The sequence below is a fragment of the Microbacterium altimontanum genome (assembly GCF_058349865.2).
Window position 1 is genome coordinate 367,753 of record NZ_JBYRJB020000001.1, and the last position, 26,908, is coordinate 394,660.

Annotated in this window: 21 protein-coding genes and 1 riboswitch; of the genes, 8 read left to right on the forward strand and 13 right to left on the reverse strand. The window is 71.0% G+C overall.

Going from position 1 to position 26,908, the window contains the following annotated elements:
- Positions 1-7 precede the first annotated feature (7 nt).
- Positions 8-90, reverse strand: a riboswitch (ZMP/ZTP riboswitch).
- Between the two features lie 123 nt (positions 91-213).
- Together AC3RX1_RS01570 and nagA are read left to right on the forward strand one after the other, a co-directional pair.
- A complete protein-coding gene (locus AC3RX1_RS01570) occupies positions 214-1,779 on the forward strand; it encodes a beta-N-acetylhexosaminidase (protein ID WP_491499472.1) in 1,566 nt (521 codons plus the stop codon).
- Positions 1,776-2,921 carry an N-acetylglucosamine-6-phosphate deacetylase gene (nagA, locus tag AC3RX1_RS01575; RefSeq protein ID WP_491499473.1) on the forward strand — a complete coding sequence of 382 codons (1,146 nt, stop codon included), beginning with the start codon at positions 1,776-1,778 and terminating at the stop codon, positions 2,919-2,921. Before AC3RX1_RS01570 ends, nagA begins: the two co-directional genes overlap by 4 nt.
- A gap of 117 nt (positions 2,922-3,038) precedes the next feature.
- Here nagA and AC3RX1_RS01580 read toward each other — a convergent pair whose 3' ends face one another.
- Positions 3,039-4,061 (reverse strand): magnesium and cobalt transport protein CorA, encoded by a 1,023-nt coding sequence (locus tag AC3RX1_RS01580; protein WP_491499474.1) that lies wholly within the window; start codon positions 4,059-4,061, stop codon positions 3,039-3,041.
- Positions 4,062-4,165: 104 nt separating this feature from the next.
- Here AC3RX1_RS01580 and AC3RX1_RS01585 point away from each other — a divergent pair, with 104 nt between their 5' ends.
- The 3 genes from AC3RX1_RS01585 to AC3RX1_RS01595 are packed head-to-tail and all read left to right on the forward strand — an operon-like array spanning position 4,166 to position 6,866.
- A complete protein-coding gene (locus tag AC3RX1_RS01585; protein WP_491499475.1) occupies positions 4,166-5,077 on the forward strand; it encodes a prolipoprotein diacylglyceryl transferase in 912 nt (303 codons plus the stop codon).
- 9 nt (positions 5,078-5,086) lie between these two features.
- Complete coding sequence (locus tag AC3RX1_RS01590; protein ID WP_491499476.1) at positions 5,087-5,473, forward strand: YrdB family protein; 387 nt, start codon at positions 5,087-5,089, stop codon at positions 5,471-5,473.
- 13 nt (positions 5,474-5,486) lie between these two features.
- Positions 5,487-6,866: an FAD-binding oxidoreductase gene (locus tag AC3RX1_RS01595; protein WP_491499477.1), complete on the forward strand. Its 1,380-nt coding sequence runs from the start codon at positions 5,487-5,489 to the stop codon at positions 6,864-6,866.
- A 265-nt stretch (positions 6,867-7,131) separates the two neighbouring features.
- Here AC3RX1_RS01595 and AC3RX1_RS01600 read toward each other — a convergent pair whose 3' ends face one another.
- The 6 genes from AC3RX1_RS01600 to AC3RX1_RS01625 all read right to left on the reverse strand — a co-directional run bounded on the left by AC3RX1_RS01600 (position 7,132) and on the right by AC3RX1_RS01625 (position 13,390).
- On the reverse strand, positions 7,132-7,911 hold the full coding sequence (locus AC3RX1_RS01600) for a glucosamine-6-phosphate deaminase (RefSeq protein WP_491499478.1): 780 nt from the start codon (positions 7,909-7,911) through the stop codon (positions 7,132-7,134).
- Positions 7,904-8,833: an ROK family protein gene (locus AC3RX1_RS01605; RefSeq protein ID WP_491499479.1), complete on the reverse strand. Its 930-nt coding sequence runs from the start codon at positions 8,831-8,833 to the stop codon at positions 7,904-7,906. The genes AC3RX1_RS01600 and AC3RX1_RS01605 overlap by 8 nt, the downstream gene beginning before the upstream one ends.
- A gap of 43 nt (positions 8,834-8,876) precedes the next feature.
- Entirely contained in the window at positions 8,877-9,746 is an 870-nt protein-coding gene (locus AC3RX1_RS01610; RefSeq protein WP_491499480.1) for a carbohydrate ABC transporter permease, read from the reverse strand.
- Positions 9,747-9,772: 26 nt separating this feature from the next.
- Positions 9,773-10,762 (reverse strand): carbohydrate ABC transporter permease, encoded by a 990-nt coding sequence (locus AC3RX1_RS01615; protein ID WP_491499481.1) that lies wholly within the window; start codon positions 10,760-10,762, stop codon positions 9,773-9,775.
- A 26-nt stretch (positions 10,763-10,788) separates the two neighbouring features.
- Entirely contained in the window at positions 10,789-12,123 is a 1,335-nt protein-coding gene (locus AC3RX1_RS01620; RefSeq protein ID WP_491499482.1) for a sugar ABC transporter substrate-binding protein, read from the reverse strand.
- A gap of 70 nt (positions 12,124-12,193) precedes the next feature.
- Positions 12,194-13,390, reverse strand: coding sequence for an ROK family transcriptional regulator (locus tag AC3RX1_RS01625; protein WP_491499483.1), 1,197 nt, complete (start codon positions 13,388-13,390; stop codon positions 12,194-12,196).
- A gap of 206 nt (positions 13,391-13,596) precedes the next feature.
- Here AC3RX1_RS01625 and AC3RX1_RS01630 point away from each other — a divergent pair, with 206 nt between their 5' ends.
- On the forward strand, positions 13,597-15,003 hold the full coding sequence (locus AC3RX1_RS01630; RefSeq protein WP_491499484.1) for a L,D-transpeptidase: 1,407 nt from the start codon (positions 13,597-13,599) through the stop codon (positions 15,001-15,003).
- A gap of 185 nt (positions 15,004-15,188) precedes the next feature.
- Here the strand turns inward: AC3RX1_RS01630 and AC3RX1_RS01635 are convergent, their stop codons facing one another.
- Positions 15,189-17,408 carry an NADP-dependent isocitrate dehydrogenase gene (locus AC3RX1_RS01635; protein ID WP_491499485.1) on the reverse strand — a complete coding sequence of 740 codons (2,220 nt, stop codon included), beginning with the start codon at positions 17,406-17,408 and terminating at the stop codon, positions 15,189-15,191.
- A gap of 165 nt (positions 17,409-17,573) precedes the next feature.
- On the opposite strand from AC3RX1_RS01635, the gene AC3RX1_RS01640 reads away from it, so the two are divergent.
- Entirely contained in the window at positions 17,574-18,026 is a 453-nt protein-coding gene (locus AC3RX1_RS01640; RefSeq protein WP_491499486.1) for a GNAT family N-acetyltransferase, read from the forward strand.
- Between the two features lie 82 nt (positions 18,027-18,108).
- Here the strand turns inward: AC3RX1_RS01640 and AC3RX1_RS01645 are convergent, their stop codons facing one another.
- From AC3RX1_RS01645 to AC3RX1_RS01660, 4 genes are all read right to left on the reverse strand, one after another.
- Positions 18,109-19,920, reverse strand: a complete 1,812-nt coding sequence (locus AC3RX1_RS01645) for an ABC transporter ATP-binding protein (protein WP_491499487.1) — start codon at positions 19,918-19,920, stop codon at positions 18,109-18,111.
- The gene (locus tag AC3RX1_RS01650) at positions 19,917-21,749 is read right to left on the reverse strand and encodes an ABC transporter ATP-binding protein (protein WP_491499488.1); all 1,833 of its coding nucleotides are present in this window, start codon (positions 21,747-21,749) and stop codon (positions 19,917-19,919) included. Before AC3RX1_RS01650 ends, AC3RX1_RS01645 begins: the two co-directional genes overlap by 4 nt.
- Before the next feature lie 451 nt (positions 21,750-22,200).
- On the reverse strand, positions 22,201-22,692 hold the full coding sequence (locus AC3RX1_RS01655) for a methylated-DNA--[protein]-cysteine S-methyltransferase (RefSeq protein WP_491499489.1): 492 nt from the start codon (positions 22,690-22,692) through the stop codon (positions 22,201-22,203).
- Positions 22,689-24,353, reverse strand: a complete 1,665-nt coding sequence (locus tag AC3RX1_RS01660; protein ID WP_491499490.1) for a DNA-3-methyladenine glycosylase 2 family protein — start codon at positions 24,351-24,353, stop codon at positions 22,689-22,691. Before AC3RX1_RS01660 ends, AC3RX1_RS01655 begins: the two co-directional genes overlap by 4 nt.
- Before the next feature lie 271 nt (positions 24,354-24,624).
- On the opposite strand from AC3RX1_RS01660, the gene AC3RX1_RS01665 reads away from it, so the two are divergent.
- Positions 24,625-26,040 carry a dihydrolipoyl dehydrogenase family protein gene (locus AC3RX1_RS01665; RefSeq protein ID WP_491499491.1) on the forward strand — a complete coding sequence of 472 codons (1,416 nt, stop codon included), beginning with the start codon at positions 24,625-24,627 and terminating at the stop codon, positions 26,038-26,040.
- Between the two features lie 232 nt (positions 26,041-26,272).
- On the opposite strand, the gene AC3RX1_RS01670 is transcribed toward AC3RX1_RS01665, so the two are convergent.
- On the reverse strand, positions 26,273-26,908 hold the full coding sequence (locus tag AC3RX1_RS01670) for a hypothetical protein (protein ID WP_491499492.1): 636 nt from the start codon (positions 26,906-26,908) through the stop codon (positions 26,273-26,275).

The following is a 26,908-nucleotide window of genomic DNA, read 5'->3' on the forward strand; positions in this document are numbered from 1 at the left end:
AGGGTTCCACATCGGCCCAGGCGTGCGGTCGAATGCCGGTCGGTCGCTTCCCGGTGGTGTCCCACCTCAACGCCAGTCGCGACATCCCGAGCATAGCGGATGCGCCGGCCCGGCCCGGTGCGTGGCGTCACGATCCGGAGTTTGTTAGCGTTCCTTACAGAGTCTCGGCGCGACGATGATGCCGACGACCCCGCGGCCCTGAGGAGAGCACCAATGCCCGCACTTGTCCCGATCCCGTCGTCGGTGCGAACGGATGCCGCCGCCGCGCCGTTCCGGCTCACGGCGTCCTCGCGCCTCGTCGCGGTGCCGGCCACCCGGTCCGTCGCCGAGCTCGCCGCCGAGGCGCTCGCCCCGGTCGCCGGGCGCACGCTCGAGATCGCCGACGACCGTCGGGACGCCGAGGCCGACGTCATCCTCGAGCTGCAAGCCGACGGCGCGCCGGAGTCGTACACGCTCACCGTGGACGCATCCGGGATCGGGATCGTCGGCGGCGACGAGGCCGGCCTCTTCTACGGGGTACACACGCTCGTGCAGCTGCTCGGGGCAGCGACCACCGTCCCGGCGATGCGGATCGAAGACTCCCCGCGGTTCGCCTACCGCGGCGTGATGCTCGACGTCGCGCGCCACTTCTTCCCCGTCGAGGTCGTCGAGCGCTACATCGACCGGGCCGTCGCGCTGAAGTTCAACGCGCTGCACCTGCACCTCACCGACGATCAGGGCTGGCGCATCCGCATCGACTCGCATCCCGAGCTGACCGATCTCGCGTCGGACAGCGCGGTCGGCGGCGACGCCGGCGGCTTCTACACGCAGGACGACTACGCGAGGATCGTCGCGTACGCCGCGGCTCGCCACATGATCGTGGTGCCCGAGATCGACGGGCCGAGCCACACCCACGCCGTCGGCATCGCACACCCCGAGCTCGCCGAGCCGCTCGTCATCACCGACCACGTCAAGGAGGTCGTGGACATCTACGGCGGGGGCCTGCCCGAGCCGGGCAAGCCCTACCGGGGTCTCGCCGTCGGCTTCTCGTCGCTCAAGACCCGCGACGAGGCGACCTACGCGCTGCTCGCCGACGTGTATCGCGAGCTCGCGGAGATGACCCCAGGCCCCTACCTCCACGTCGGCGGCGACGAGGCGCTCGGCACCCCGCACGAGGACTTCGCGGCCTACATGGCACGCGTCTCGGCGATCGTGGCCGACCTCGGCAAGACGCCGATCGCGTGGCACGAGGCAGGCTCCGCCGACGCCCTCGCGCCCGGCACGATCGGGCAGTACTGGGGCTACGTCACGCCCACCGAGGACATGGACGACAAGGCCCGCGCCTTGGTGCGACGCGGCGGCCGCCTCATCCTCTCCCCCGCCGACGCGATCTACCTCGACATGAAGCACGACGTCGACGCCGAGCTGGGCCTCATCTGGGCGAACGGCCCGACGAGCGTGCAGCGCTCGTACGCCTGGCACCCCGAGGCCGTGATCGACGACATCGCCGAGGACGACATCCTCGGCATCGAGGCGCCGCTGTGGAGCGAGACCATCCGCACCGCCGCCGACATCGAGGCGCAGGCGTTCCCGCGCATCGCGTCGGCCGCCGAGGTGGCATGGTCGCCGGCGGCCGCGGCGGCGCCGGAGCGCACGTGGGCGTCGTTCCGCGACCGGGTCGGCGGTCTCGCGCCGCTGTGGGAGCGGCAGGGCATCGGCTTCTTCCGCTCCCCCGAGATCGACTGGGCCGACGCCGCAAGCGACGTCGAGGCAGAACCCGAGGCAGAGGCCGCGCGGTGAGCGTCGACCGCGTCGTCCACTCCGCCCGTCTCGTCGACGAGGGGCAGATCACGGACGACGCGTGGGTCGCGTTCGTCGACGGCCGGGTGGCGGGCCTCGGCACGGGCGACGGATGGCGCGACCTCGCGCCGCGCGATGCGGACGACGCGGGCGGGGCGTGGCTCACCCCCGGGTTCGTCGACATCCACGGGCACGGCGGCGGGGGCGCCGCGTACGACGACGGTCCCGAAGCGGTGGCGACGGCGCGGGCGGTGCACCGCGCGCACGGCACGACCCGTGCGGTGCTGTCGCTCGTGACGGCGTCGCTCGACGATTTCGCGCTGCGCGCGGCGATGGTGGCCGAGCTCACGGCGGCGGATCCGACGGTCCTCGGCTCGCACCTCGAGGGGCCGTTCCTCGACGTCGCGCACAAGGGCGCGCACACGGCGGGCCTCCTGCGGGCGCCGGATGCCGCATCCGTCGACCGCCTCCTCGCGGCGGGCGCCGGCACGATCCGGCAGATCACGATGGCTCCCGAGCTCGACGGCGCGATGGACGCGATCGCGCGGCTGTCGTCGTCGGGGGTCGCGGTCGCGGTGGGGCACACGGATGCCGACGAGGCGACCGCGGCGGCGGCGTTCGACGCGGGGGCGACGCTGCTCACCCACGCGTTCAACGCGATGAACGGCATCCATCACCGCGCCCCGGGCCCGATCGTGGCGGCACTGCGCGACGAGCGCGTGCGGCTCGAGGTCATCGCCGACGGCGTGCACGTGCACCCCGACGTCATCCGGGTGCTGACGCAGAGCGCACCGGGACGTGTGGCGCTCATCACCGACGCGATGGCCGCCGCCGGGAGCGGCGACGGCCGGTATGACCTCGGCGGCCTCGCGGTCGCGGTGGCCGACGGCGTCGCACGGCTCGTCGAGGGCGACTCGATCGCGGGATCGACGCTGACGCAGGATGCCGCGCTGCGGCTCATGGTCGAGCGGGTCGGGATGCCGCTGCCCGACGCCGTGACCGCCGCGACGGCGACGCCCGCCGCGGCCGTCGGGGTGGCCGACCGGTTCGGCGCCCTGCTCCCGGGCTACGCCGCCGACGCGGTGCTGCTCGACGACGACCTCGCCGTGCAGCGCGTGTGGGTCGACGGCGCACCGGTCTGACGGCTCACCTCGGCGGCCCGCTGCGGTGACGCGTGCGCGCCTTTTCGCGGGGTCTGCGCCGTCGATCGGCAGAGCGGATGCGCGAAGTGGAGCAGTCGCGATGCTGCGTCTTCCGGGCTACAGCCAGCTGCGCGCCTTGAACACCGCGTAGAGCGCGGCGCTCAAGCCGACCATGAGCAGGATCGCGAGCGGGTACCCCAGCGGCAGGGACAGCTCCGGCATCGCATGGAAGTTCATCCCGTAGATGCCGGTGATCAGCGACGGGGCGAACAGGATCGCCGCCCAGCTCGAGATCTTCTTCGCCTGCTCCGCCTGCTTGACGCTCGTCTCGCTCAGCCGCTGCATCTGCTCGTTCTGCCGCTGCGCGACGAGGGTGGCGTTGACGGACAGCGCGTTCTGCAGTGTCTGCCGCAGCTCGTCGGCCTTCTCGGTGATGCGGATGACGTGGTCCGCGACATCCCGGAACGACCGGCGCAGCTCGAGCGCGCCGGGATCGCCCTCGGGGAGCCGCTCGCGCACGCTCTCGATCATCTGGGCGAGCGGCTTCACCGCCCGCTGGAAATCCATCACCTCGCCCGACAGGTCGTAGATGCGCCGCGCGACCGCGGCATCGCCGGTGAACAGCTGCTCCTCGATCTCGTCGATGTCGTTCTCGAGCCCGGCGACGACGGGCGCGTAGTCGTCGACGACGCGGTCGACGATGCCGTACATCACGGCAAGCGGACCGCGGGCGAGCAGCTCCGGCTCCTGTTCGAGTCGCTCCCGCACATGACCGAGGTCGGGCGCCTCGGCGTGCCGGATCACGACGACGAAGTCGCCGCCCACGAACAGATGCACCTCGCCGAACTCGACCCGCTCGTCTGCGTCGATGTACCGCGCGGGCCGCAGCACCGCGAAGCTGATGTCACCGTACTGCTCGAGCTTCGCGCGCTGATGTCCGCGGAGCGCGTCTTCGACCGCGAGCCCGTGCAGCCCGAACTCGGCCGCGACCGAATCGAGCTCGGCCTCGTCGGGGCGGTACAGGCCGATCCACGCGAAGCCGCCGTGCGCGTCGAGCGCCTCCCAGGTGGCGTCGAGACTCGCGGGCGTCGCGATCCGATGCCCGTCGTTCGCGTAGATCGCATTGCCGATGACCGTCACGGGCTCCAGTGTCGCACGCGGACGCTTCGCCGCACGGAGCCGGCATCGCCTGTCGGTGGGATGGCGGAGCCGCCCGGGATTGACCAGAATGGGTCAGGCGCCCGATGACCCGAACGGGCGTCATCCGACCACGCGCCGAGGACATGATGAGACACCCCCGCGACGGCGAGCACGCCGACGCGTCGCCCGCGGCCGAACCCGCCGGGAGCTCCGCGGACGCCGCGTCGGCGGTCCGCAGGACGGGCGGGACGCCGGGGGTGGGAGCGATGGCCGGCCTGATCGCGGCCGGCGTGCTGATCGCGGCAACCGTCGCCGTCGCCGCCGTCGTCCTGCCCGGCTCGCTCATCCCCGCACACTCCCCCGACGGGGTGGCGATCGAGGCCGCCGGAGACGGCGTCGTCGACGCACACGTCGTCAAGCCGGAGACGGATGCCGTGGCCGACGAGATCGTCAGCATGCCGCCGCCCGTCGCGCCGGACGCACCGCTCGGCCCTCCGATTCGCCGCGCTCCGGCGCCCGCGCCGCGGTCGCCGGAGGCGGCACCGGCGCCGCCCGCCGACCTCCCGGCGACGGACGAGTCGATCGCCCGAGAGCCGGCCGTCAGCGCACCCGCCGCGGATGGACCCGCCGCGACGCAACCGGACGAGTCGGTCGCGCCGCCCGCGTCGGCGCCGCAGCCGGGGTCGGAGCCGGGTCCTCAGCCCGAGCCCGCGCCGCAGCCCGCGCCACAGCCACAGCCACAGCCACAGCCGCAGCCTGAGCCGGAGCCCGCCCCGGACACGGGCCCGACGCCGGCCCCGGACCCGACACCGCAGCCCGACACGTCCCCGGACGCACCCGCCGCGTGCGCGGACGAGGTTCGGGACCACCCATCGGTCGACGGCTCGACGCCTGACGCGGCCGCCGGATGCGATCAGGCGGCGACAGCGGAATCCGCGCCCGACGCCGAGCCGACGCATCCGGACACCGTCGGCGTCGGCACCACCGCAGAACCGGTCGTGAACGCGGCCACGTAGACTGGAGGCATGTCCTCCCCCGACCACGCCGCTCTGCCCGGAGACGCCGCTCCCGGCACCCGCGCCCCGCTGTCGGCGGTCGATCTGCTCGCGTTCGCGTGCGAGCTGTTCGCCTTCTTCACGTTCGCGTTCTGGGGCTTCGCCGGATGGCCGTTCCCCTGGAACATCGTGATGGGGATCGGCACTCCGGTCGTCGCGATCCTCCTGTGGGCACTGTTCGTCTCGCCGCGCGCCGTCGTCCGCGTGCACCCGTTCGTGCGCGCGGTGATCGAGCTGCTCGTCTACGCGGGCGCCACGATCGCGTGGTGGAGCATGGGTCAGACCTGGGTCGGCCTCGTCTTCGCCGTCATCGCCGTGACCGCCGGCGTCATCGCCGGGCGTCGCCGCTTCGCATGACGGCACAGGCCGCATGACGGCGCGTCCGGAGCACAGCGACGTCGTCGCGCTCCTGCGCGCAGCGCTCGGCGCCCGCGTCGACACGAGCGCCGACGGGCTCGCCGCCGTCCGGGCCGACAAGTCGGGGCACGCGGCGCCCGGCACTCCCCTGGCGATCGTGCACGCGGCATCCGTCGCAGACGTGCAGGCGACGCTGCGCATCGCTCACGAGACCGGCACCCCGGTCGTTCCCCGCGGCGCGGGAACGGGCCTTGCCGGCGGTGCGAACACCGGCGGCGGCGAGATCGCCCTCTCCCTGCGCTCGATGGACCGTCTGCTCGAGGTGCGCCCCGACGACCTTCTCGCCGTGGTCGAGCCCGGCATCATCAACGCCGACCTGAACGACGCCCTCGCCGAGCACGGCGTCTGGTGGGCGCCCGATCCGGCGAGTCGCGCCATCTCGACCGTCGGCGGCAACATCGCGACCGGCGCCGGCGGCCTGCTCTGTGCGAAGTACGGCGTCGTGCGGGATGCGGTGCTCGGCCTCGACGTCGTGCTCGCCGACGGGCGCCTGCTGCACCTCGGGCATCGCAGTGTCAAGGGCGTCACCGGCCTCGACCTGGTGAGCCTGTTCATCGGGTCCGAGGGAGTGCTCGGCGTCGTGGTCGGCGCGACGTTGAAACTCCGCCGCCTCGTGCCCGGCCAGGTGCACACCCTGACCGCGACGTTCCCGACCGTACGGGCGGCGGCCGCCGCATCAGCCGCCGTCACTGCGGCCGGGATCCAGCCGTCGGTGATGGAGCTGATGGATGCCACGTGCCTGGCCGCCGTGCACCGGCTGCTCGCCCTGCCGGCGCCGCTCGCCGGCGCCGCCCAGCTGACGATCCAGGCCGACGGGGTCGCGTCCGCCGACGAAGCCGCAGCGATTGCCGAGGTGCTCCGAGACGCGGGCGGCTCTGTGGAGACGACCGGCGACCCCGTGGAGGGTGAGCGGCTGCTCGCGGTGCGCCGCTCGATGCACCCGGCGATGGAGACGCTCGGCACGACCCTGATCGAAGACGTCGCGGTGCCGCGCAGCAGGCTCGCCGAGATGTTCGACGAGATCGCGCGGGTCGAATGGGAGCACGGCGTCGTCATCCCGACCGTCGCGCACGCCGGCGACGGCAACCTGCACCCGAACTTCGTCTTCGACGGCATCGAGGTGCCCGACGTGATCTGGGCGGCAGCGGACGACCTGTTCCACGCGGCGCTGCGCCTGGGCGGAACCCTCACGGGTGAGCACGGCATCGGGGTGCTCAAGCGGCGGTGGCTCGCCGATGAGCTCGGCCCCGATCAGTGGGAGCTGCAGCGGCAGATCAAGGCGCTGTTCGACCCGCGCGGCATCCTCAATCCGGGCAAGGTATTCGCGCCGTAACCGTGGCCATCCGGGTGGCCCCCTGCGGTCATTCAGTGGTGAATGCGCCCGAGGTGAGCCCGGGGTGAGCCCGGCCGGCCCGCTGACCGGCGTCATCCTCCCGGTTGCGCCCGGGCGAGCCCGGTCCGCCCGGCACCCTCCTTCGAGTGCTACAGCATCATGCTGATGCGGCACCGTTTCACCGAGGGCTACAGGTCTCCGCTGATGCGACAGCAAAAAGCAGGCGCATCAGCGGGAATCTGCAGCATGGCGCCGGTGGACCCGCCTACAGACCCTGCCAGGCGGGCTTGTTCGCGTAGGTGTGGCGGTAGTAGTCGGCGAACCGCAGCCGCGATGCCGCGGCCTCGTCGACCACGACGCTGACCCGCGGGTGCAGCTGGATAGCCGAGCCGGGCAGCGACGCGGTGACCGGTCCCTCGACGGCGCCGGCGACGGCCGCGGCCTTGCTCTCGCCGAACGCGAGCAGCACGAGGTGACGGGCGCGCAGGATCGTGCCGAGTCCCTGCGTGATGCAGTGCATCGGCACCTGGTCGATCGAGTCGAAGAAGCGGGCGTTGTCGGCACGGGTCTGCTCGGTCAGGGTCTTCACCCGCGTCGACGACGCGAACGACGAGCCCGGCTCGTTGAACCCGATGTGCCCATCCGTGCCGATGCCGAGGATCTGCAGCTCGACGCCGCCGGCTTCGGCGATGGCCCCCTCGTAGTCGTCCCCCGCGTGCTCGATCGTCGCGGTCGCGCCGTTCGGCACGTGGATGCGTTCCGGATCGAGCCCGAGCGGCTCGACGACCTCGCGGCGGATGACGTTGCGGTAGCTCTCCGGGTGGTTCGGGTCGATGCCGACGTACTCGTCGAGGGCGAAGCCGCGCACGCGCGACACGTCGACGCCCTCCAGGCGCGGCCGCAGCGCCTGATAGACCGGCAGCGGGGTCGAGCCGGTCGCAAGGCCCAGCACGACCTCGGGATCGGCCGCGATGAGCGACACGATCTCGTCGGCGACGAGCTCGCCGGCGGTGGAGGCATCCGGGACGATGACGACTTCAGCCATGGATCACGCTTTCGGGGTGTTCGAGGTGTTGACCGGCGCCGACCAGGGCGGCGCCGAACGCGGCGGCTGCCGAGCCTGCGGGCAGCAGCTCGACCCGGTCGCCGAGCCGCAGCGACCGCAGGAAGGCCGACGCCTCCGCACTCGCGCGCAGTTCGGCGGCGACCCCCGTCATGAGCCTATCGCCGAGTGCGGTGAGGCCCCCGCCGAGCACGACGACATCGACATCGGCGGTGAGGACGAGGATCCGCACGGCGGCGGCGACGCCCGTCATGAGGTCGGCGCGCAGCGCCAGCGCGGACGCATCGCCGGCATCGGCGGCGTCGAGCACGTCGCGGACGGGCAGCGGCGACGGCCGGCCCCAGCGACGGGCGATGGACGCCCCGCCGCACAGCGCCTCGACGCATCCGCGCTGCCCGCAGCGGCACACCGGCCCGTGCGGGTCGACCGAGATGTGGCCGACCTCGCCAGCCGTGCCGTGGCTGCCGCGCCAGAGCCGGCCGCCCCGCACGATGCCCGCGGCGATGCCGGTGCCGAGGTTGAGGTAGGCCATGGTCTCGCCGCGCATGCCGTCACGCAGCGCGTGCGCGCCGAGGGCCGCGGCCTTCACGTCGTTCTCGAGCGTGACCGGCGCGGCGAGACGGCCCTGCACAGCGGCGGCGATGTCGAGGTCGGCGACGCCGAGGTTCACGGCGTGCAGCACGCGGGTCGAGCCGGGCGAGACCTGCCCGGGGATGCCGACGCCGATCGTGTCGATGTCGCCGACGCCCTCGCGCTGCAGCGCCGTGACGGCCTGCACGATCGTGTCGGCGACGCCGTCGGGTCCCCACCCGGTCGCGAGGCGCACGCGTGCGACGATTCCGCCCGTGTCGGCGACGGCGACGGCATCCGTCTTCGTTCCGCCGACGTCGAGTCCCACTCTCATCGGCCGCCCTCCCCGTGGGAGGCGGCTCGCGCACCGCTGCGCATCAGCCCTTGACCGCCCCCGCCGACATGCCGGTGACGAGGTGGCGCTGGATGATGAGGAACAGCACGACGACCGGCAGGGAGAACAGCAGGGATGCCGCCATCTGGCCGCCGTAGTCGACGGGCTGGTTCGGGATGGCGAAGCCGGCGAGCCACACCGGGAGCGTGTACATCGTGGTGTCCTTCATGAACGTGAAGGCGAGGATGTACTCGTTCCAGGCGGTGATGAACCCGAAGATGCTCGTCGAGATGAGACCGGGGATCACGAGCGGGAACAGCACCCGCCACAGGATCGTCCAGGTGCCGGCGCCGTCCATCATCGCCGCCTCCTCGACCTCGACCGGGATCGAGATGAAGAACCCGCGCAGCGACCAGATCGAGAACGGCAGCACCGCGGCGATGTAGGCGAGGATCAGGCCGATGTACTTGTTGAGCAGCCCCAGGTCGTTGAAGATCAGGAACTGCGGGATGAGCAGGGCCGCGCCCGGCAGCATCTGCACCGCGAGGATCAGCACCATGATGGTGCGGCGTCCCTTGAAGCGGAACCGGCTCAGGGCCGCGGAGGCGAACAGCGCGATCAGCAGCGCGAAGATGATCGCCGCGAACACGACCACGACGCTGTTGCGCAGGTTCAGCAGGAAGTTCGTCTTCGTGACGGCGTTGACGAAGTTCTCCAGCGTCGGATGCAGCGGGAGGAACTGCGGCGTCGGCGTCATCACGTCGGCGCGCGGCTTGAACGAGGTGATCACCATCCAGTAGACGGGGAAGATCCACACCACGGAGAAGACGAGCGCGATGACGGTCGCGGCCACGCCCTTCCTCTTCCGGGACCGACGGCGGCGCACGGCGCGGTCTGCCGGTGCGGTGGTCATGACCTGGGTTTCGGTGACGGTGGCGCTCACAGGTCTTCTCCCGAGCGAAGCAGGCTCCGGATGTAGAAGCCGCTGATGATCATGAGCATGACCGTCGTGACGACGGCGATCGCCGCGCCACTGCCGATCTTGAAGCTGTTGAATGCCGTCAGATACGCCCAGATGCCGAGGGTCGCGGTGCCGTTGTCGGGCCCGCCCTGGGTGGTCAGCCAGATCTGGTTGAACACGTTGAAGTCCCAGATGATCGACAGCACCGTGATGAGCAGGATCGTGGGCTTCAGGGCGTTCAGGATGACGGAGAAGTAGATGCGCCATTCGCCGGCGCCGTCGATGCGGGCCGCCTCGATGAGCGAGCCGTCGACCTGGGTCTGCGCGGCGTACGTGGTGAGGGCGATGAACGGCACCGCCTGCCAGACCACGAGCATCCAGATGTTCAGCAGTGCGAGCCACTGGTTGTTCCACCAGGCGAGGTTCGTCTGGTCGCCGAAGATCTGCAGCTGCGTGATCATCCAGTTCACGACGCCGTAGCCGGGCTGGAACAGCCAGCCCCACACCTGCGCGGACGCCACGTTCGGCATCCCCCAGGCGAAGATGAGCACGATCGTCACGACGTACCGCATGGCGGTGCCGAGCTTGGTCATGAGGTGCGCCATGCCGACGCCGATGATGAGGCTGCCCAGCACCATGGCGGCGGTGAACAGCAGGGTGAGGATGGTCGACCGCCAGAACTGCGGATCGGTGAAGATCTTCGCGTACTGCGCGAAGCCGACGCCGTGGTACTCCCCGGTGAAGAGGGTGCGCTGGTCGTAGTCGGTGAACGACGTGTAGACGAGGAAGACGATGGGCGCCACGATGAGCGCGACGATCACGATACCCGCCGGCGACAAGAGCCACAGGGGGGCGAATCGCGACTGCTTGCTGAAGGGGCGAGGGGGCCGTGGCCGCCGCTGATCCCGGTTGCCCGGGGCGGCGGCCACTCCCTCACCTGCGACGATCGTCGCAGTGGAGGTACTCATGCTGTCTCTTCGTCAGAGGCGGTCGGTTACTGGTTGTTGAGCGCGGAGTTGACCGTGTCGTCCCACGACTTGGCCGCATCCGCCGGCGACTTGGCGCCCGACGCGACCGACTGGAAGAACTGCTTCATTCCGGGGTCCTCCAGCTGCGCCCAGCTGCCCGAGGCCGGGGTGGCCTTCGAGTTCTGCGCCGCCGTGAAGAACGCCGTCTGCAGCTCGGTCAGCGTGCCGCCGTCGACGGCCGCCTTCGAGCCCTCGACGCTGTCGGGGATCCAGCCGTCCTTGACGACGTTGTTCTTCTGGATGTCGGGGCTCGCGGCGATCTTCACCCAGACGCGCGCCAGGTCCTGGTTCTTGCTCTTGGCGGCGATGCCCCAGTCGGAGCCCGCGAGCATGACCGGCTGGTTCGAGCCGGAGACGCCCGGCATCGCGAACGTGCCGAGGTCGGCGTCGGTGATCTTCGGGTTCGCCTTCTGGATCGCGCCGATCTCCCAGTTGTTGCCGATGACCGCGCTGGCCTTGCCGTCGGCGAAGACCTGGTCCTGGTCGGGCTTGTCGGTGTTCAGCGTGCGGCTCGCGACCGACGAGTAGGTGTTCTGGAACGTCTTCCACTCGTTCAGGCCCGACTGGCCCTCGCTCGACGAGAAGCCCGCCGTCCACTTGCCGTCCTTCTGGGTGGCGATGTCGCCGCCGGCGTCCCAGATCCACTGCATGGCCGCGTACCAGTACTGGCCGGGCAGGTAGAACGCCGAGAAGTCGGCGCTGCTGTTCTTCGCCTTGACCTTGTCGAGGGCCGACTTCAGCTCGTCGTACGTGGTCGGAGCGGCGGTGACGCCGGCATCCTTCCACATCGTCTTGTTGTAGATGACGGTGCGCGTGGCGCCGAACGACGGCACCCCGTAGAGCTTGCCGTCGACCATCGCCGGGTCGGCGAGGCCGCCGAGCCAGGTCTGGCCCTGCGCGAGGTCGTCCTTGTACGCGGTGAGGTCGGCGAGACCGCCGCTGGCGGCGAACGTCGAGACCTGGGTGTTGCCGATGTCGACGACGTCCGGCGGGGTGTCGGTGGCGAGGGCCGTCGTGATCTTGGTCGCGATGTCCTTCCACTGCTGCGTCTCGACCTTGACCTTGGCGCCGGTCTGCGACTCGAACTCCTTGTTGATCGCCGCGATCGTGTCGTCCGACAGGTCACCGGTCATCGACCAGACCGTGAGGGTGCGGCCCGATCCGTCGACCTTGCCGATCTTGCCGTTGTCCGAGCCGCCGTCGCTGCCGCCGGTGCCGGAACCGCCGCTCGAGCACGCGCTGAGGGCGAGCGCGGCTGCGATGCCCGCGGCGCCGATCGCGACGATGCGTGATGTGCGCATGGTGTCTCTCCTTGTTGGTTCTTCTTGGTGTGGAAAGGCCGGGCGGCCCATCCGGGGGGAATGTGGGGGTCTAGGACACCCCGAGTTGTCCTGACAGGACCATGACCGCGGCACCGCGCAGGACGATGTCCTGGCCCTGCTCGGTCATGCGCACCCGGATGCCTTCGTGCACCTTGGCGAGGGTCCGGGTTCGCAGCGTCTCGGCGGTGGCCGCCGAGAGCGGCCCGTCGAGGAGTTCAGGGGGGCCGGAGAGGACGACCTCCGACAGGTCGAGCGCGCCGACCACGGGGGCCAGAGCGATGCCGAGGCGCTCTCCCGCATCCCGCAGCACGCCCTGCCGGGCGGCGTCGTCGGATGCGTCGGCCAGCCGCGCCGTGAGGGAGGGCGCCGAGATCCAGGCCTCGAGGCATCCCACCTTGCCGCACGAGCAGAGCGGTCCGCCGTCGGTCGCGACCGTGACGTGCCCGATCTCACCGGCTGCGAAGCGGCTGCCGACCATGGGCCGGCCGCCGGAGAGCAGGCCGGAGCCGACACCGCGGCCCACCTTGACGAGCATGACGTCGTCGCCGGCGCCGCCGAACGTGTACTCGGCGAGGACCGCCGCGTTCGCGTCGTTCGCCACGACGACGGGCAGGTCGAGCTCGGCGCGCAGCGCGCCCTCGAGATCGAAGCCGGCGAGGCCGAGGTTCGGGGCCGTGAGCACGACGCCCGCGTCGTCGACGACACCCGGAGAGCCGACGCCGACGCCGAGCACGGGGGCGTGCGAGTCGGCGACGAGCTCGCGCGCGAACGCGAGGATGGTCGCGACGACGTCGCCGGTCGCGCCGGGATGCGCGATCTCGCGGCGCACGACGATCGTGCCGTCGAGGGTGAGGATGCCGCCGACGAACGACGTCGGACCGGACAGGTCGATCGCCACGATCCGGTGGCCGTTGTGGTCGAGGTCGACGAGCATCGCCGGCTTGCCGGGCCGCGACACCTCGCGGACGCCCTTCTCGGCGACCAGGCCGTCGGCGATGAGCTCCGCGACGAGGTCGGAGATGGTGACGCGTGTGAGGCCCGTCTCACGCGACAAGTCGGCCCGGCTCATCGCGCCGCGGTGGAAAAGCGTCTGCAGGACGAGCGAGCGGTTGTGCGCGCGGGCGTGCTCGGGCAGCACCTTCGCCCCGTGCCGCGGGTGTCGCGAGGTCGCGAGCGCAGACGGTGACGAGTGAGCGGGCGCCGATTCGGGAGAGGAAGGGCCGCGCCGCGCTTCCAGGGCTGACATATTTGTTAGTGAACCTTACGAACAGATTCCGCGCAAGCCTGCCGCCTGGTTTGCTCAGCGAGTTTACAAAAACGTTATCCAGCGCGTTCCGCGTATTCCCGCCAGATCCGGCGAGGGGCCTGCTCGGAGCCGCCCGATCCCCTTCCGGCTCGGCTCGCCCGGTCGGCTACCATAAGGCGCTAGGGGAACACAAACGGGGGTGGACCGTGGCCGATGAACCGCGGGAGTCAGAAGGGCAGTCCGGCGACGTCACGTACGCATGGGCGCCGACGGCCGAGCCGCGCCGCAAGCGCCACCTCGGACTGTGGATCGGCACGCCCACGGCCATCGCCCTCGTCGGCGTCGTCGCGGCATCGCTCGTCCTGATCGCGCCCGGCACCGCCGTCGCCGGGGTGCAGGTCGGCGGCATGACGGCGGGCGCCGCCGCAGCCGCGATCCAGGAGCATCTCGACAACACCACGATCACCCTGACGGGCGACGGCGTCGACGCGACCCTCACCGGCGCGCAGCTGGGTGCGACCGTCGACGCGAAGACGCTCGCCGACACGGCGTACGGCGAACACCCGATGTGGAACATCGGCGCGTGGAACTCCGGCGCGCTCCACGCTCCCGTCGAGCTCGACGCGGCGAAGGCGACCGAAGCGCTCCGCGACGTCGCCCCCGACATGTTCGCCGACGCCACCGACGCGACCGTGCGCTTCGACGAGACATCCGCGAAGTACGTCACGACCGCAGCCGCCGACGGCGTGACGGCCGACCTGAAGACGGTGACCGACGCGCTGCAGACAGCGTTCACGGAGGGGTCGGCCACGGTCTCGACCGACGCCACCGTCGCGGCGAAGCCGGCGATCCCGACGAGCGCGGCGAAGGCGACCGCCGACAAGCTCAACGCGATGCTGTCGAAGATCGGCTTCTATGTCGGCGACGAGCGGACGGTTCCCGTCTCGCGCAGCGTCGCCGCGTCCTGGCTCACCGTCGCTCCGGGCGAGGACGGCCTGACCGTCACCGCCGATCAGGCAGCCATCCAGAAGACGGTCGACGGGCTGGCGAAGAAGGTCGACCGCAAGCCGCAGAACGGCACGTCGATCACCGACACGCAGGGCAAGGTACTGCGCGTGGAGACCGAGACGCTCGACGGCCGGACGCTCGGCGACACGGCCGGGATCGCTGCGGCGTTCGCCGCGCAGCTCGAGAAGGGCGACGGCGTCTACGAGCTCACCGTCGACAGCACCCCCGGGAAGATGACGAAGGTCTCGCGCAGCGCGGTGGTCGACCTGAGCGAGCAGCGGGCGTACTTCTATCAGAACGGCAAGCTCTGGAACAGCTACCTGGTCTCCACCGGCGATGCCAAGCACGCGACGCCCACCGGGTACTTCCGCGTGTTCGCGCACGTCGGCATGCAGGACATGGGCTGCTATCCCGGTGCCGAGTACTGCACGAAGAACGTCCCCTGGGTGACGTACTTCGCGCCGAACATCGGGTTCCACGGCACCTACTGGCACAGCAACTTCGGCCACGTCATGAGCCACGGATGCGTCAACATGCCGATCGACATCGCCCGGACCGTGTACAACTGGTCGCCGGAGGGCATGGAAGTCACCGTCCGCCGCTGACCCGCTCCCGGTTCGCCGAGTTGCCCCTCGGTTCGCCGAGTTGCCCCGCCGTTCGCTGAGTTGCCCCGCCGTTCGCCGAGCTGCCCCGCCGTTCGCCGAAGCTCGTGCGCGCACCGGCCCACGGCGCCACAGCGTGAGAGGGCGGATGCCGCAGCATCCGCCCTCTCACATGGTCGCGCCGTCGATCAGCTGAGGCCGTCGATGATCCCGTTCAGCGTGGCCGAGGGCCGCATGACCTTCGCCACGAGCTCCCCGTCGGGGCGGTAGTAGCCGCCGATCTCGACCGGCTGCCCCTGCACGGCGAGCAGCTCGTCGACGATCTTCTGCTCGTTCGCGGTGAGCGCCTCGGCGACCGGGGCGAACGCCGCCGCGAGCTCCGGGTCGGCCGTCTGCTTCGCGAGCTCCTGCGCCCAGTACATCGCGAGGTAGAAGTGGCTGCCGCGGTTGTCGATCGTGCCGAGCTTGCGCCCCGGCGACTTGTCGTTCTCGAGGAACGTGCCGGTCGCGGCATCCAGCGTGTCGGCCAGCACCTGCGCCTTCGCGTTGCCCGTGACGTCCGCGTAGTGCTCGAACGACGCCGCGAGCGCGAAGAACTCGCCGAGCGAGTCCCAGCGCAGGTAGTCCTCCGCCAGCAGCTGCTGCACGTGCTTCGGAGCGGATCCGCCGGCGCCGGTCTCGAACAGTCCGCCGCCCGCGAGCAGCGGCACGATCGACAGCATCTTGGCGCTCGTGCCGACCTCGAGGATCGGGAACAGGTCGGTGAGGTAGTCGCGCAGCACGTTGCCGGTGACCGAGATCGTGTCGAGCCCCTGGCGCATGCGGGCCAGCGAGTACCGGGCGGCCTCCGCCGGCGGCAGGATCGTCGTGGTCACACCCGCGGTGTCGAGCTTGCCGAGGTACGTCGCGACCTTCGCGATGAGCTGCGCGTCATGCGCCCGGTTCGCGTCGAGCCAGAACACGGCCGGGTCGCCGGTGGCGCGGGCGCGCGTGACGGCGAGCTTCACCCAGTCGCGGATCGGGATGTCCTTCGTCTGGGTCGCCCGCCAGATGTCGCCGGGCTCGACGGTGTGCTCCATGAGCACCTCGCCCTCGCCGTCGACGACCTGCACGCGGCCGGCCGCGGCGATCTCGAACGTCTTGTCGTGGCTGCCGTACTCCTCGGCAGCCTGCGCCATGAGCCCGACGTTCGGCACGGTGCCGATCGTGGCGGGGTCGAGCGGCCCGTTCGCGATCACGTCGTCGATCGTCGCCTGGTAGACGCCGGCGTAGGACGAGTCGGGGATGACGGCGAGCGTGTCGTCCTCTCCGCCGTCGGCGCCCCACAGCTTTCCGCCGTTGCGGATCAGGGCCGGCATCGAGGCGTCGACGATCACGTCGCTCGGCACGTGCAGGTTCGTGATGCCCTTGTCGCTGTTCACGTACGAGAGCCGGGGGCCGCGTTCCAGGTCGGCCGCGATCGCCGAGGCGATCGCGGCGCCGTCGTCGACCTTGTCGAGGCCGGCGAGGATCGACCCGAGTCCGTTGTTGGGGCTGAGGCCGGCCTTCGCGAGCTCGGCGCCGTACCGGTCGAACACGTCGGAGAAGTACGCCTTCACGACGTGACCGAAGATGATCGGGTCGCTGACCTTCATCATCGTGGCCTTGAGGTGCACCGAGTAGAGCAGGCCCTCGTCCTCGGCCTCGGCGAGCGTCTCAGCGAGGAACGCGTCGAGCGCCTTCGCGGAGAGGAACGTGGCGTCGACGACCTCGCCGGTGAGGACCTTCATGCCCTCCTTCAACGTGGTCTCGGTCCCGTCCTCAGCGATGTGGCGGATCGTCAGCACATCGTCGTTCGGGATGACCACTGACTTCTCGTTGGAGCGGAAGTCGTCGTGGCCCATCGTCGCGACGCGAGTCTTCGATCCCGCCGCGAACGGCTTGTTGGTGTGCGGGTGCTTGCGGGCGTAGCTCTTCACCGACAGCGGCGCACGACGGTCGCTGTTCCCCTGGCGCAGCACGGGGTTCACGGCCGATCCCTTGATGCGGTCGTATCGGGCGCGGATGTCCTTCTCCTCGACGGTGGTCGGCTCGTCGGGGTAGTCGGGGATGTCGTAGCCCTTGTCCTGCAGCTCTGCGATCGCGGCCTTCAGCTGCGGGATCGACGCCGAGATGTTCGGGAGCTTGATGATGTTCGCCTCGGGCAGCGTCGCGAGTCCGCCGAGCTCGGCGAGCGCGTCGCCGACCTGCTGCTCCGGCGTGAGGTTCTGCGGGAATGCCGCGAGGATGCGTCCGGCGAGCGAGATGTCGCGCGTCGTGACGTCCACACCGGCGGTGCCGGCGACGGCCTGGACGATCGGCAGGAAGGATGCCGTGGCCAGCGCGGGCGCCTCGTCGGTGTACGTGTAGATGATGGTGGAGTCGGTCACCGCTCGCCTCTTCGTTCTGTCGCCAAGTGGGTTCGGTCCAGCTTATCGCGACCCCGAAAATATCTTGATATCGAGATATCTCCGGTCGTTCGCGGTGCGACGCCGGGCGTCATGGTGGGATGCGTCGGCATGTGCTCGCGTCGGAAATGTGGCTACTCTGGCGTTATGGGTGACCTGCGACTGGTGGAACTGTCGGCGTCGACGATCGTGGCGGTGAACAACTTCTCGCTCAAGCCGGGCCAGGAGGAGTTCCTCTCCCCCGTCAGCTACGGCATCGCCGCGACCGTCGTGAACCCGCAGACATCGTGGCAGCGCGTCGTGGTCGATGACGAGGAGGTCGTCGGCTTCATCAGCGCGAACTTCGACGAGGACTTCCCCGAGGAGCACTTCCGCTCGGTGCTCTGGCGCATCAACGTGGACGCCGATGAGCAGGGCCGCGGCGTCGGCCGGTTCGCCGTGTCGGGGCTGCTCGACGAGGCCCGCACACGCGGCATGGACCACGTGAACGTCATCTACGAGGCCGGCAGCGGCGGTCCCGCCAAGTTCTTCGAGCGGGTGGGCTTCACCCCCGTCGGCGAGACGGAGTACGGCGAGGTCATCGCCGAGATCGCCGTCTGACGCATCCCGGCTCGCCGTCCGCCCATCCCGCACCGGCCCCTGTGCCCCTCCCGCGCGTGCGGTGAGGGGCACAGCGCGCCGGTCAGACGAGCGACTCCCGCCACGCGGCGTGGAGCTGGGCGAACTTGCCGTCGCCGCCGATCAGCGCCTCGGGCGCGTCGTCCTCGATGATCCGGCCGTGCTCCATCACGAGCACCCGATCGGCGATCGAGACCGTCGACAGGCGGTGCGCGATGATGATCGCCGTGCGGTCGGCCAGCAGCGTCTGCAGCGCCTCCTGCACCTGGCGCTCGCTCGGGATGTCGAGCGACGCGGTCGCCTCGTCGAGGATCAGCACGGCGGGATCCGCGAGGAACGCGCGCGCGAACGAGATCAGCTGCCGCTGGCCCGCCGAGACGCGCCCGCCCCGCTTGTTCACATCGGTGTTGTACCCGTCGGGAAGGTGCTCGATGAACGCATCCGCCCCCACCGCCCGTGCCGCCGCACGGATCTCGTCGAGGGATGCGTCGGGTTTGCCGAGTGCGATGTTGTCGGCCACCGTCCCGCTGAACAGGTACGCCTCCTGCGTGACCATGACGATCGCGCGCCGCAGGTCCTTCGGGTGCAGCTCGCGCAGGTCGACACCGTCGAGCCGCACGGCGCCGCGCGTCGGGTCGTAGAAGCGCGACACGAGCTTCGCGAGCGTCGACTTGCCGGCGCCGGTCGTGCCCACCAGCGCGATCGTCTGCCCGGCCGGGATGTCGAGCGAGAAGTCGGGAAGGACGGTCTTGCCCGACCCGTAGGCGAACTGCACGTCGTCGAAGCGGATGCCGCCGCGTGCCTCCCAGAGGTCGACGGGCTTGTCGGGGTCGGGAACGCTCGGCTCCTCCTCGAGCACGCCCGACACCTTCTCGAGCGCCGCCGTGGCCGACTGGTACGAGTTCAGGAACATCGCGACCTCCTCCAGCGGGCTGAAGAAGTTACGGATGTACAGCACCGCCGCGAGCAGCGAGCCGATCAGCAGTGAGCCGTCGACGACGCGGAAGGCGCCCCACAGCAGCACGATCGCCATCGTGACGTTCGCGAGCAGAATGAGGCCCGGGTCGAAGATGCCGTAGAGCTTCACGAGCTTGAGGTTGACGTTGCGGTAGTTCCAGGCGATCTCGCCGAACTCGCCGTCGTTGCGCTTCTCCTTCCGGAACGCCTTCACGGCGCGCACGCCGGTCATCGTCTCGACGAACTGCACGATGAGCTTGGCCGACACGACCCGCGACTCGCGGAAGCCCTTCTGCGACTGCAGGTAGAACCAGCGCATGAAGAACGCGAGGGGGATGCCCATCGCGATGAGCACGAGACCGCTGCGCCAGTCGAGCACGAGCAGCATCACGAGGGTGAAGACGCCGTACAGGGCGCCCGACACCAGCTCGTTCAGGCCGCCGTCGAGCAGCTCGCGGATCGACTCGAGGTCGCTCGTCTGGCGGGAGATGATGCGGCCCGACGTGTACGTCTCGTGGAACTCCAGGCTCAGCCGCTGGGTGTGGCGGAAGATCCGCGTGCGCAGATCGAGCAGGATCGCCTGGGTGATCTTCGCCGAGAGCACGACGAACCAGCCCATCAGGAGCGCGCCGATCCCGCCGGTGAGCACGTACACGATCGAGATCATGAACGCCGGCATCCAGTCGGCGGCCTCGATGGCGCGCGGCAGCGCCGTGTTGATGCCGAACGCGATGAGGGTCGGCCCGATCACGCGCAGCGCGGTCGAGACGACGACCACGATCGCGCCGAGGACGGCGAGCGGGACCATCGGCTTGACGAGCGACCCGAGCAGCCTCACGGAGCGGCGCCGGATGGCCCGGCTCTCGGCCTTCGTGTAGTCGTTCCGGTCTTCACCCTGGGTTCCGACGACGGTGCTCACAGGTTCACCTCCATCTCTCGTTGCCGCAGATCGTCGGCCTCGAAGCTCGAGATCACGTAGCGGTAGTGCTCACTCGTGCGCAGCAGTTCGGCGTGCGTCCCGACCGCGGTGACGCGGCCGTCCTCCAGCACCGCGACCCGGTCGGCGAGCGACACGGTCGACGGGCGGTGCGCGACGATGAGCGCGGTGGTCGTGGCGAGCACGCGACGCAGAGCCGCCTCGACGAGCGCCTCGGTGTCGACGTCGAGCGCCGACAGCGGGTCGTCGAGCACGAGCACCGCCGGCTTCGCCGCCACGGCGCGGGCGAGCGCGAGCCGCTGGCGCTGGCCGCCCGACAGGCTGAGCCCCTCCTCGCCGACGGTCGTGTCGACGCCCTCGGGCAGCTCGTACGCGAAGTGCGCCTGGGCGATCTCCAGCGCCTCGTCGAGCACCGCCTGCGCCTCCGGACTGTGCAGGTCGAGGTCGTCGCGGCCGAGCAGCACGTTCTCGCGGACGGATGCCGAGAACAGCGTCGCGTCCTCGAAGGCCATCGAGATGTGACGGCGCAGCTCTTCGAGCCGCAGGTCGCGCACGTCGACGCCGTCGAGCTCGACGGATCCGCCGGTCACGTCGTACAGCCGCGCCGGGAGCGTGGTGAGCGTGGTCTTGCCCGAGCCGGTGAGGCCCACGAGCGCCATCGTCTCCCCCGGCTCCAGCACGAGGTCGATCCCGTCGAGCAGGTCGCGCTCGCCGGCCGCGGCATCCTGATACCGGAACCGGGCGCCCCGGAACGCCAGCTCTCCCCGTGGCGACGGGATCGTGGTCGGATTCTCCGGGTCGACGATCGTGTTCTGCTCCTCGAGCACCTCGAAGATGCGGTCGCTCGCGGTGCGCGCGTCGACCACGAACGAGTAGAGGAAGCCGAGCGACTCGAGCGGCCAGCGCAGGGCCGTCGCCATCGCGAAGAACGCGAAAAGCTCGCCGACGGTGAGCTGACCGGCGCTCGCGAGCCAGATGCCGATGAGCAGGCACGCGGCGAACGCGACGACGGGCACGCCGTCGAGCCAGAACCACAGCAGGCCGACCTCGCGGGCCTTCTGCAGCTCGGTCGAGCGCAGGCTGTCGGCCTGGCGGCGGAACTTCGCGAGCGCGTGCTTGCCGCGTCCGAACGCCTTGAGCACGCGGATGCCGTGCACCGACTCCTCCACCGCGGTGGCGAGGTCGCCGGCCTGGTCCTGGCTCTGCCGCGCGAGCACGCCGTAGTTGCGCTCGAAGCGGTAGCCGAAGACCCACAGCGGGATCGAGATGACGATGAACGCGGTCCCGAGCGCCCAGTGCCAGCGGAACAGCAGCACCGTGCCGATGACGATCGTGAGGGCGTTCACGATGAGCAGCAGGAGGCCGAACACGAGCCAGCGGCGGATGATGTTGATGTCCTGCATCATGCGGCTGAGCAGCTGCCCGGACTGCCAGCGGTCGTGGAATGCGACCGGGAGCCGCTGCAGCCGCTGGTAGAACGTCTGACGGATCTCGTACTCGATCTTGGTGCCCGGCTCGAGCACGAAGACGCGCCGCAGGAAGACGAACAGCGCTTCGAGGACGCCGAGCGCGAGCACGCCGATGCAGGCCCAGAGGATGAGCGTGACGTTGCGGTCGGCGATCGGGCCGTCGACGACGCCCTGGAGCACGAGCGGGATGACGAGCGACATGATCGCGGCGCCGAGGGCGGCACCGAACCCGCCGATCATCCGCGGCATCGCGGGTTTGACGAAGGGATAGAGCCGGGCGAGCGCTCGCGGCGTGGAGAGGCGCTCGGCGGAGGGGCGCTGAGGTGACGACGTGGAGGTCATGATCCTTGGGGGCGTGAGGTGACAGATGTGGCCCGGAAATGGGGCAGCGGAAGCAGCGGCAGCGGATGCCGGGAGGTGACGCGGGGCCGTCGAGCGGAGTCGACGGCGGCGGAGGCGGAGGCCGAGCGGCCTATCCCTCGGCGGGGATCCCGGCCGCGACGAGGCGGAGGACGACCGGCTTGACGTCGTTGACGGCCTGGTACATGGCTTCCTCCTTGGAACGCGGGACGGGGCTTCGCGTGCAGCACGCGACAGCCCTTCAGCCTATGCCTGAACGTTCCCTGGGTGCAAGCACCAATTCACCCGCCGGGGTGGCGTCGCCCTTCCCTGTGCCCTCTCGTGCGGCGAAGTCGTACGATTTCGGCGAGCGCACATCAGACTGCGCTCGGGATGATGTGCACTCGCCGGTTTGATGTGCAGTGGCGGTGGGCGGCCGGATCGGGCCGCGAGGTCAGGCCGCCTCGCGGGCGAGCAGGCGCCGCTTCACATCGGTGCCCCAGGCGAAGCCGCCGAGCGATCCGTCGCCGCGCAGCACGCGGTGGCACGGAACGAACAGGGCCACGGCGTTGCGCGCGCAGATCGACGCGGCGGCGCGCACGGCGCTCGGTCGGCCAAGTTCCGCCGCGAACTCGGCGTACGCCAGCGGCTGCCCCGGACGGATCGCACGCAGCGCGCGCCATCCGTCCTGCTGCAGCGCCGTCCCGATCTGCCGCACCTCCACGGACCGGATCGCCGTGACGTCGCCGTCGTAGTACGCACGGACGGCGGCCGCCGCATCCGTCTGCCCGACGGCGGCGTCGGTCGGTCGCAGCGAGGCGTGGATGCGGCCGAGCACGGCACCGGCGTCGGCGCTCCAGCCGGACGCGAGCACGCGCCCCGCCTCGTCGGCGACGAGCGTGAACGCGCCGTCGGGGGTGTCGATGGTCTGGATCGTGGCGGTCATGAGATCTCCTCGGTGGGGGCGGGGCGGGATACTTCGGTGCGGGATGCGTCCGAACGGGACGCGTCGCGGAGGGATGCGTCCGGCCGGGACGCGTCGCGGAGGGATGCGCCGGGTCGGGATGCGTCGGGGTGGGATACCGCGCCAACCGGCGCGACGCGAGTGGAAGCGTCGGGGCGGGATGCGTCGGGGCGGGTCGCCGCGCGAACCGGCGCGACGGGAGCGGATGCGGCCCGCCAGAAGTGCGCCGTGAGGTAACTGCGCCAGGGCGCTGCGCGGGTGGCCCATTCGGTGAGCGGCTTGGCGTCGCCGGGCAGCCCCAGTCGGGCGGCGCCGGCGCGCGCCGCGACGTCGCCCGGGAGGAACACGTCGGGATCGCCGGTGATGCGCATGCGCACGTAGTCGGCAGTCCATGGACCGATGCCCGGCAGTGCGAGCAGCGCCGCTCGCTGCTCGGCCGGGTCGTCACCGGCGCTGAGCTCGAGCGTGCCGTCGGCGAGTGCTGCGGCGGCTCCGGTGATCGCCCGGATGCGGGCGCCGGGACCGCGCAGGACCTCCGCGCCGTGCTCGGCGATCGCCGCCATGGTGGGGAACAGCAGCGCGCCGTCGGCGGTCCGCTCCCCCAGCGCCTCCGTCAGGCGGGTGAGCGCGGTGCGGGCGGCGGCGACCGAGATCTGCTGCCCGATCATGGCGCGCACGAGCATCTCGCCCGGGTCTGCCGACCCGGGCACTCGGATTCCTGGGGTCGCGGCGACGGCCGGCACGAGCGCCGGATGCCGCGCGAGCGCCGCATCGATCCCGATCGGATCAGCGTCGAGGTCGAAGAGCCGGCGTGCGCGGCTGAGCACGCCGGGCAGGTCCCCGAGGTGCGACAACCGGGCGTCGAGGCGCAGCACGTCACCGTCGGCGTGGATGCGCATCCACGCGGTGCCGTGCGGGAGCGCCAGCGTGCGAGCATACGAGTCGGCCGACGCATCCTCCATACCGTCCACGGCGCGAGCGGCCATCCAGGCGAACAGTCCGGGCAGATCGATCGGCGTGCGGTGCGCCAGGACGAGCCGCACGAGCCCCGTCTCGGCCGACACCGGCACCGTGTGGCGTCGCGCACGCAGCTGCAGCGGCGTCATCGAGAACACGTCGCGCAACGTGTCGTTGAACTGGCGGACGCTGGCGAATCCGGCCGAGAAGGCGACGTCGGCCGCTGGCAGATCCGTTCCGACCAGCAGCATGCGGGCGGTGTGGGCGCGATGCGCGCGGGCCAGCGCGAGCGGACCCGCACCGAGCTCGGCGGTGAGGATGCGGTTCAGCTGGCGCGAGGAGTAGCCGAGACGACGCGCCAGACCCGACACCCCCTCCCGCTCGATGATGCCGTCCTGGATGAGACGCATCGCGCGACCTGCGGCATCCGTCCGCAGATTCCAGTCCGGCGAGCCGGGCGCCGCGTCGGGGAGGCACCGCTTGCATGCCCGGTAACCCGCCTCGTGCGCCGCGGCCGCCGTCGGGTAGAAGGTGACGTTCGCAGGCTTCGGCGTGCGCGCGGGACAGCTCGGCCGGCAGTAGATGCCAGTCGACCGGACGGCGGTGATGAACTGTCCGTCGAACCGGGCATCGCGCGCGTCGATCGCCCGACACCGTTCGTCGAAGGTCATCGCGGGGAAGCTCATGTCCCCAGCCTGACACGTCCCGCCTCCCCGGTCTCGCGGAAATCGGACATCGCCGTGCTCGGCGCCCGGACCGTCGAGATCGTACGATTCCGGCGAATGCACATCGGTCTGCGCGCGGGATGATGTGCGTTCGCGGGTTTGATGCTCAGTGGCGATGGGGCCGATGCGGCATCGAGAGAGGCCCGGAGACACGGGCGCGGCGGAATGCCGGGGAGCGGACCGGACACCACGGGACTGTCGCCCGGGCCAGGCGGAGGCCTAGCGTGAGGGGATGGACACGTACGACCTGATCGTGATCGGAGCCGGACCGGTGGGCGAGAACGTCGCCGACCGTGCAGTGCAGGGCGGGCTGTCGGCGGTGATCGTCGAGAGCGAACTCGTCGGCGGCGAGTGCTCGTACTGGGCCTGCATGCCGTCGAAGGGCCTGCTGCGGCCGGCGTCCGCCCTCCGCGCCGCCCGCGACGTCGACGGCGCGCGCCAGGCGGTGACCGGGCCAGTCGATCCCGCCGGCGTGTTCCGACGCCGGGATGCGTTGACCCACGACTGGGACGACGAGGGCCAGGTCGAGTGGCTCGACGGCGCCGGCATCGACCTCGTGCGCGGGCACGGCCGCCTCGCCGGCGAGCGCGAGGTGGTGGTCACGACCGCCGACGGAGCGACCCGCACGCTGCACGCCCGGCACGCCGTCGCGGTCTGCACGGGGACGACGGCGACGATCCCGGACATCCCGGGGCTGCGGGATGCCCGTCCGTGGACGAGCCGCGAGGCCACCTCGGCGCACGAGGTCCCGGCTTCGCTCGCGATCATCGGGGGCGGCGTCGTCGCCTGCGAGATGGCGACGGCGTACGCGGGCCTCGGCAGCCGCGTGACCATGATCGTGCGGTCGGGGCTGCTCGGCCGTGTGGAACCGTTCGCTCAGGATGCCGTCCGCACCGCTCTGAGCGGCGGCGGAGTCGACATCCGTTCCGGTGAGGCGACGGCCGTGCGCCGGGATGCCGACGGCGTGCACCTCTCCCTCGACGACGGCACGACCGTGGACGCATCCGAGGTGCTCGTCGCGACGGGACGGACGCCCCGCACCGCCGACGTCGGACTCGATGCCGTCGGCCTGGCGCCGGGCGCATCGATCGAGGTCGACGACACGATGCGGGTGCCGGGCAGCGAGTGGCTGTACGCCGTCGGCGACGTGAACGGCCGGGCGCTGCTGACGCACGAGGGGAAGTACCAGGCGCGCGCCGCCGGCGATGTCATCGCCGCGCGTGCCCAGGGCGCGCCGGTGGACGACGCCCCCTGGGGCCGACACGTCGCGACGGCCGATCACGACGCGGTGCCGCAGGTGACGTTCACCGATCCGGAGGTCGCATCGGTCGGGCTCACGGAGGCTGCGGCGCGCGACGCGGGTCGACGCATCCGGGTCCTCGACATCGACCTCGCGAACATCGCCGGCGCCGCGACATATGCCGACGACTACACCGGGCAGGCGCGTGCCGTGGTCGACGAGGACCGCGGCGTGATCGTGGGAGCGACGTTCGTCGGGGCCGATGTCGCCGAGACGCTGCAGGCGGCGACGATCGCCGTCGTCGGCGAGGTCCCGCTGAAGCGGCTGTGGCACGCCGTGCCGGCGTACCCGACAATCAGCGAGGTGTGGCTGCGCTGGCTCGAGGCCTACGGTCGCGACAGCGCCTGATCCGCCCGGCGCGTCCTGCCCGTGCCACGCCGCCCTGTCGCGCGGAGCATCCCGTCCCTCCCGTCGATTTCACATGCAGCTACCGGCTGAACATCGGACCCGCGACTGCACATGAACCTGCGCGCAGACTCATGTGCATTCGGCGAAATCGTACGACCTCGCCGCATCGGGCCGCGGCGACGGCACCGGGCGCCGGAGAGCCCGGCGGGCCTCGACCCTCAGGCCCCGGACGTCAGGCGGCGGGGAGCCAGGTCAGGGTGGAGACGCACAGGTCGAACAGGGCGCGCATCTGCACCATCGGCTCGTCGTCGGCGGGCGCGTCGGGCGGACGCACGATCACGAGCGTGAGCTGCAGCGCACGACGCCGCCCGCTGCCGGGGATCGGCGTGAGGTACAGCACCGTCGTCACGATGCCGGTGTCGCCGTCGAGCGACTGCGTCGTCTCGCGCTCCGCGCGGAGGAAGCGCTTGTCGCCGAGCAGCGGCGTCGCGCCCTCACGCGCCACGGCTCCCCGCACGAGGTCGTCGAGGCTCCGCCCCGGCTCCGCGCGCAGCACGGTCGCGGTCAGCGACGCCGGCAGCGGCAGCGCCTCGGCTGCTACGGGCAGGAACATCGCGACCGTGTCGGCGCCCGCCATCTGCGTGAACGCGTCGTCGAGCAGCTGACGCATCCGTCCGTACAGATCCGGCCGGTGCACCTCCATGAGCCGCGTGCGCATCGCCGCGGTCATCCGGTCCTTCTCCTCGGCAGTCGTGTCGCGACGCTCCCACCCGGGCGGAAGCGCGAGCGTGAAGTCGGGATCGGACGCGACGCCGAGCTCCCGGCGCAGGCTCACACGTGTCGGCTCGGACGGGTTCGCATCTGTCAC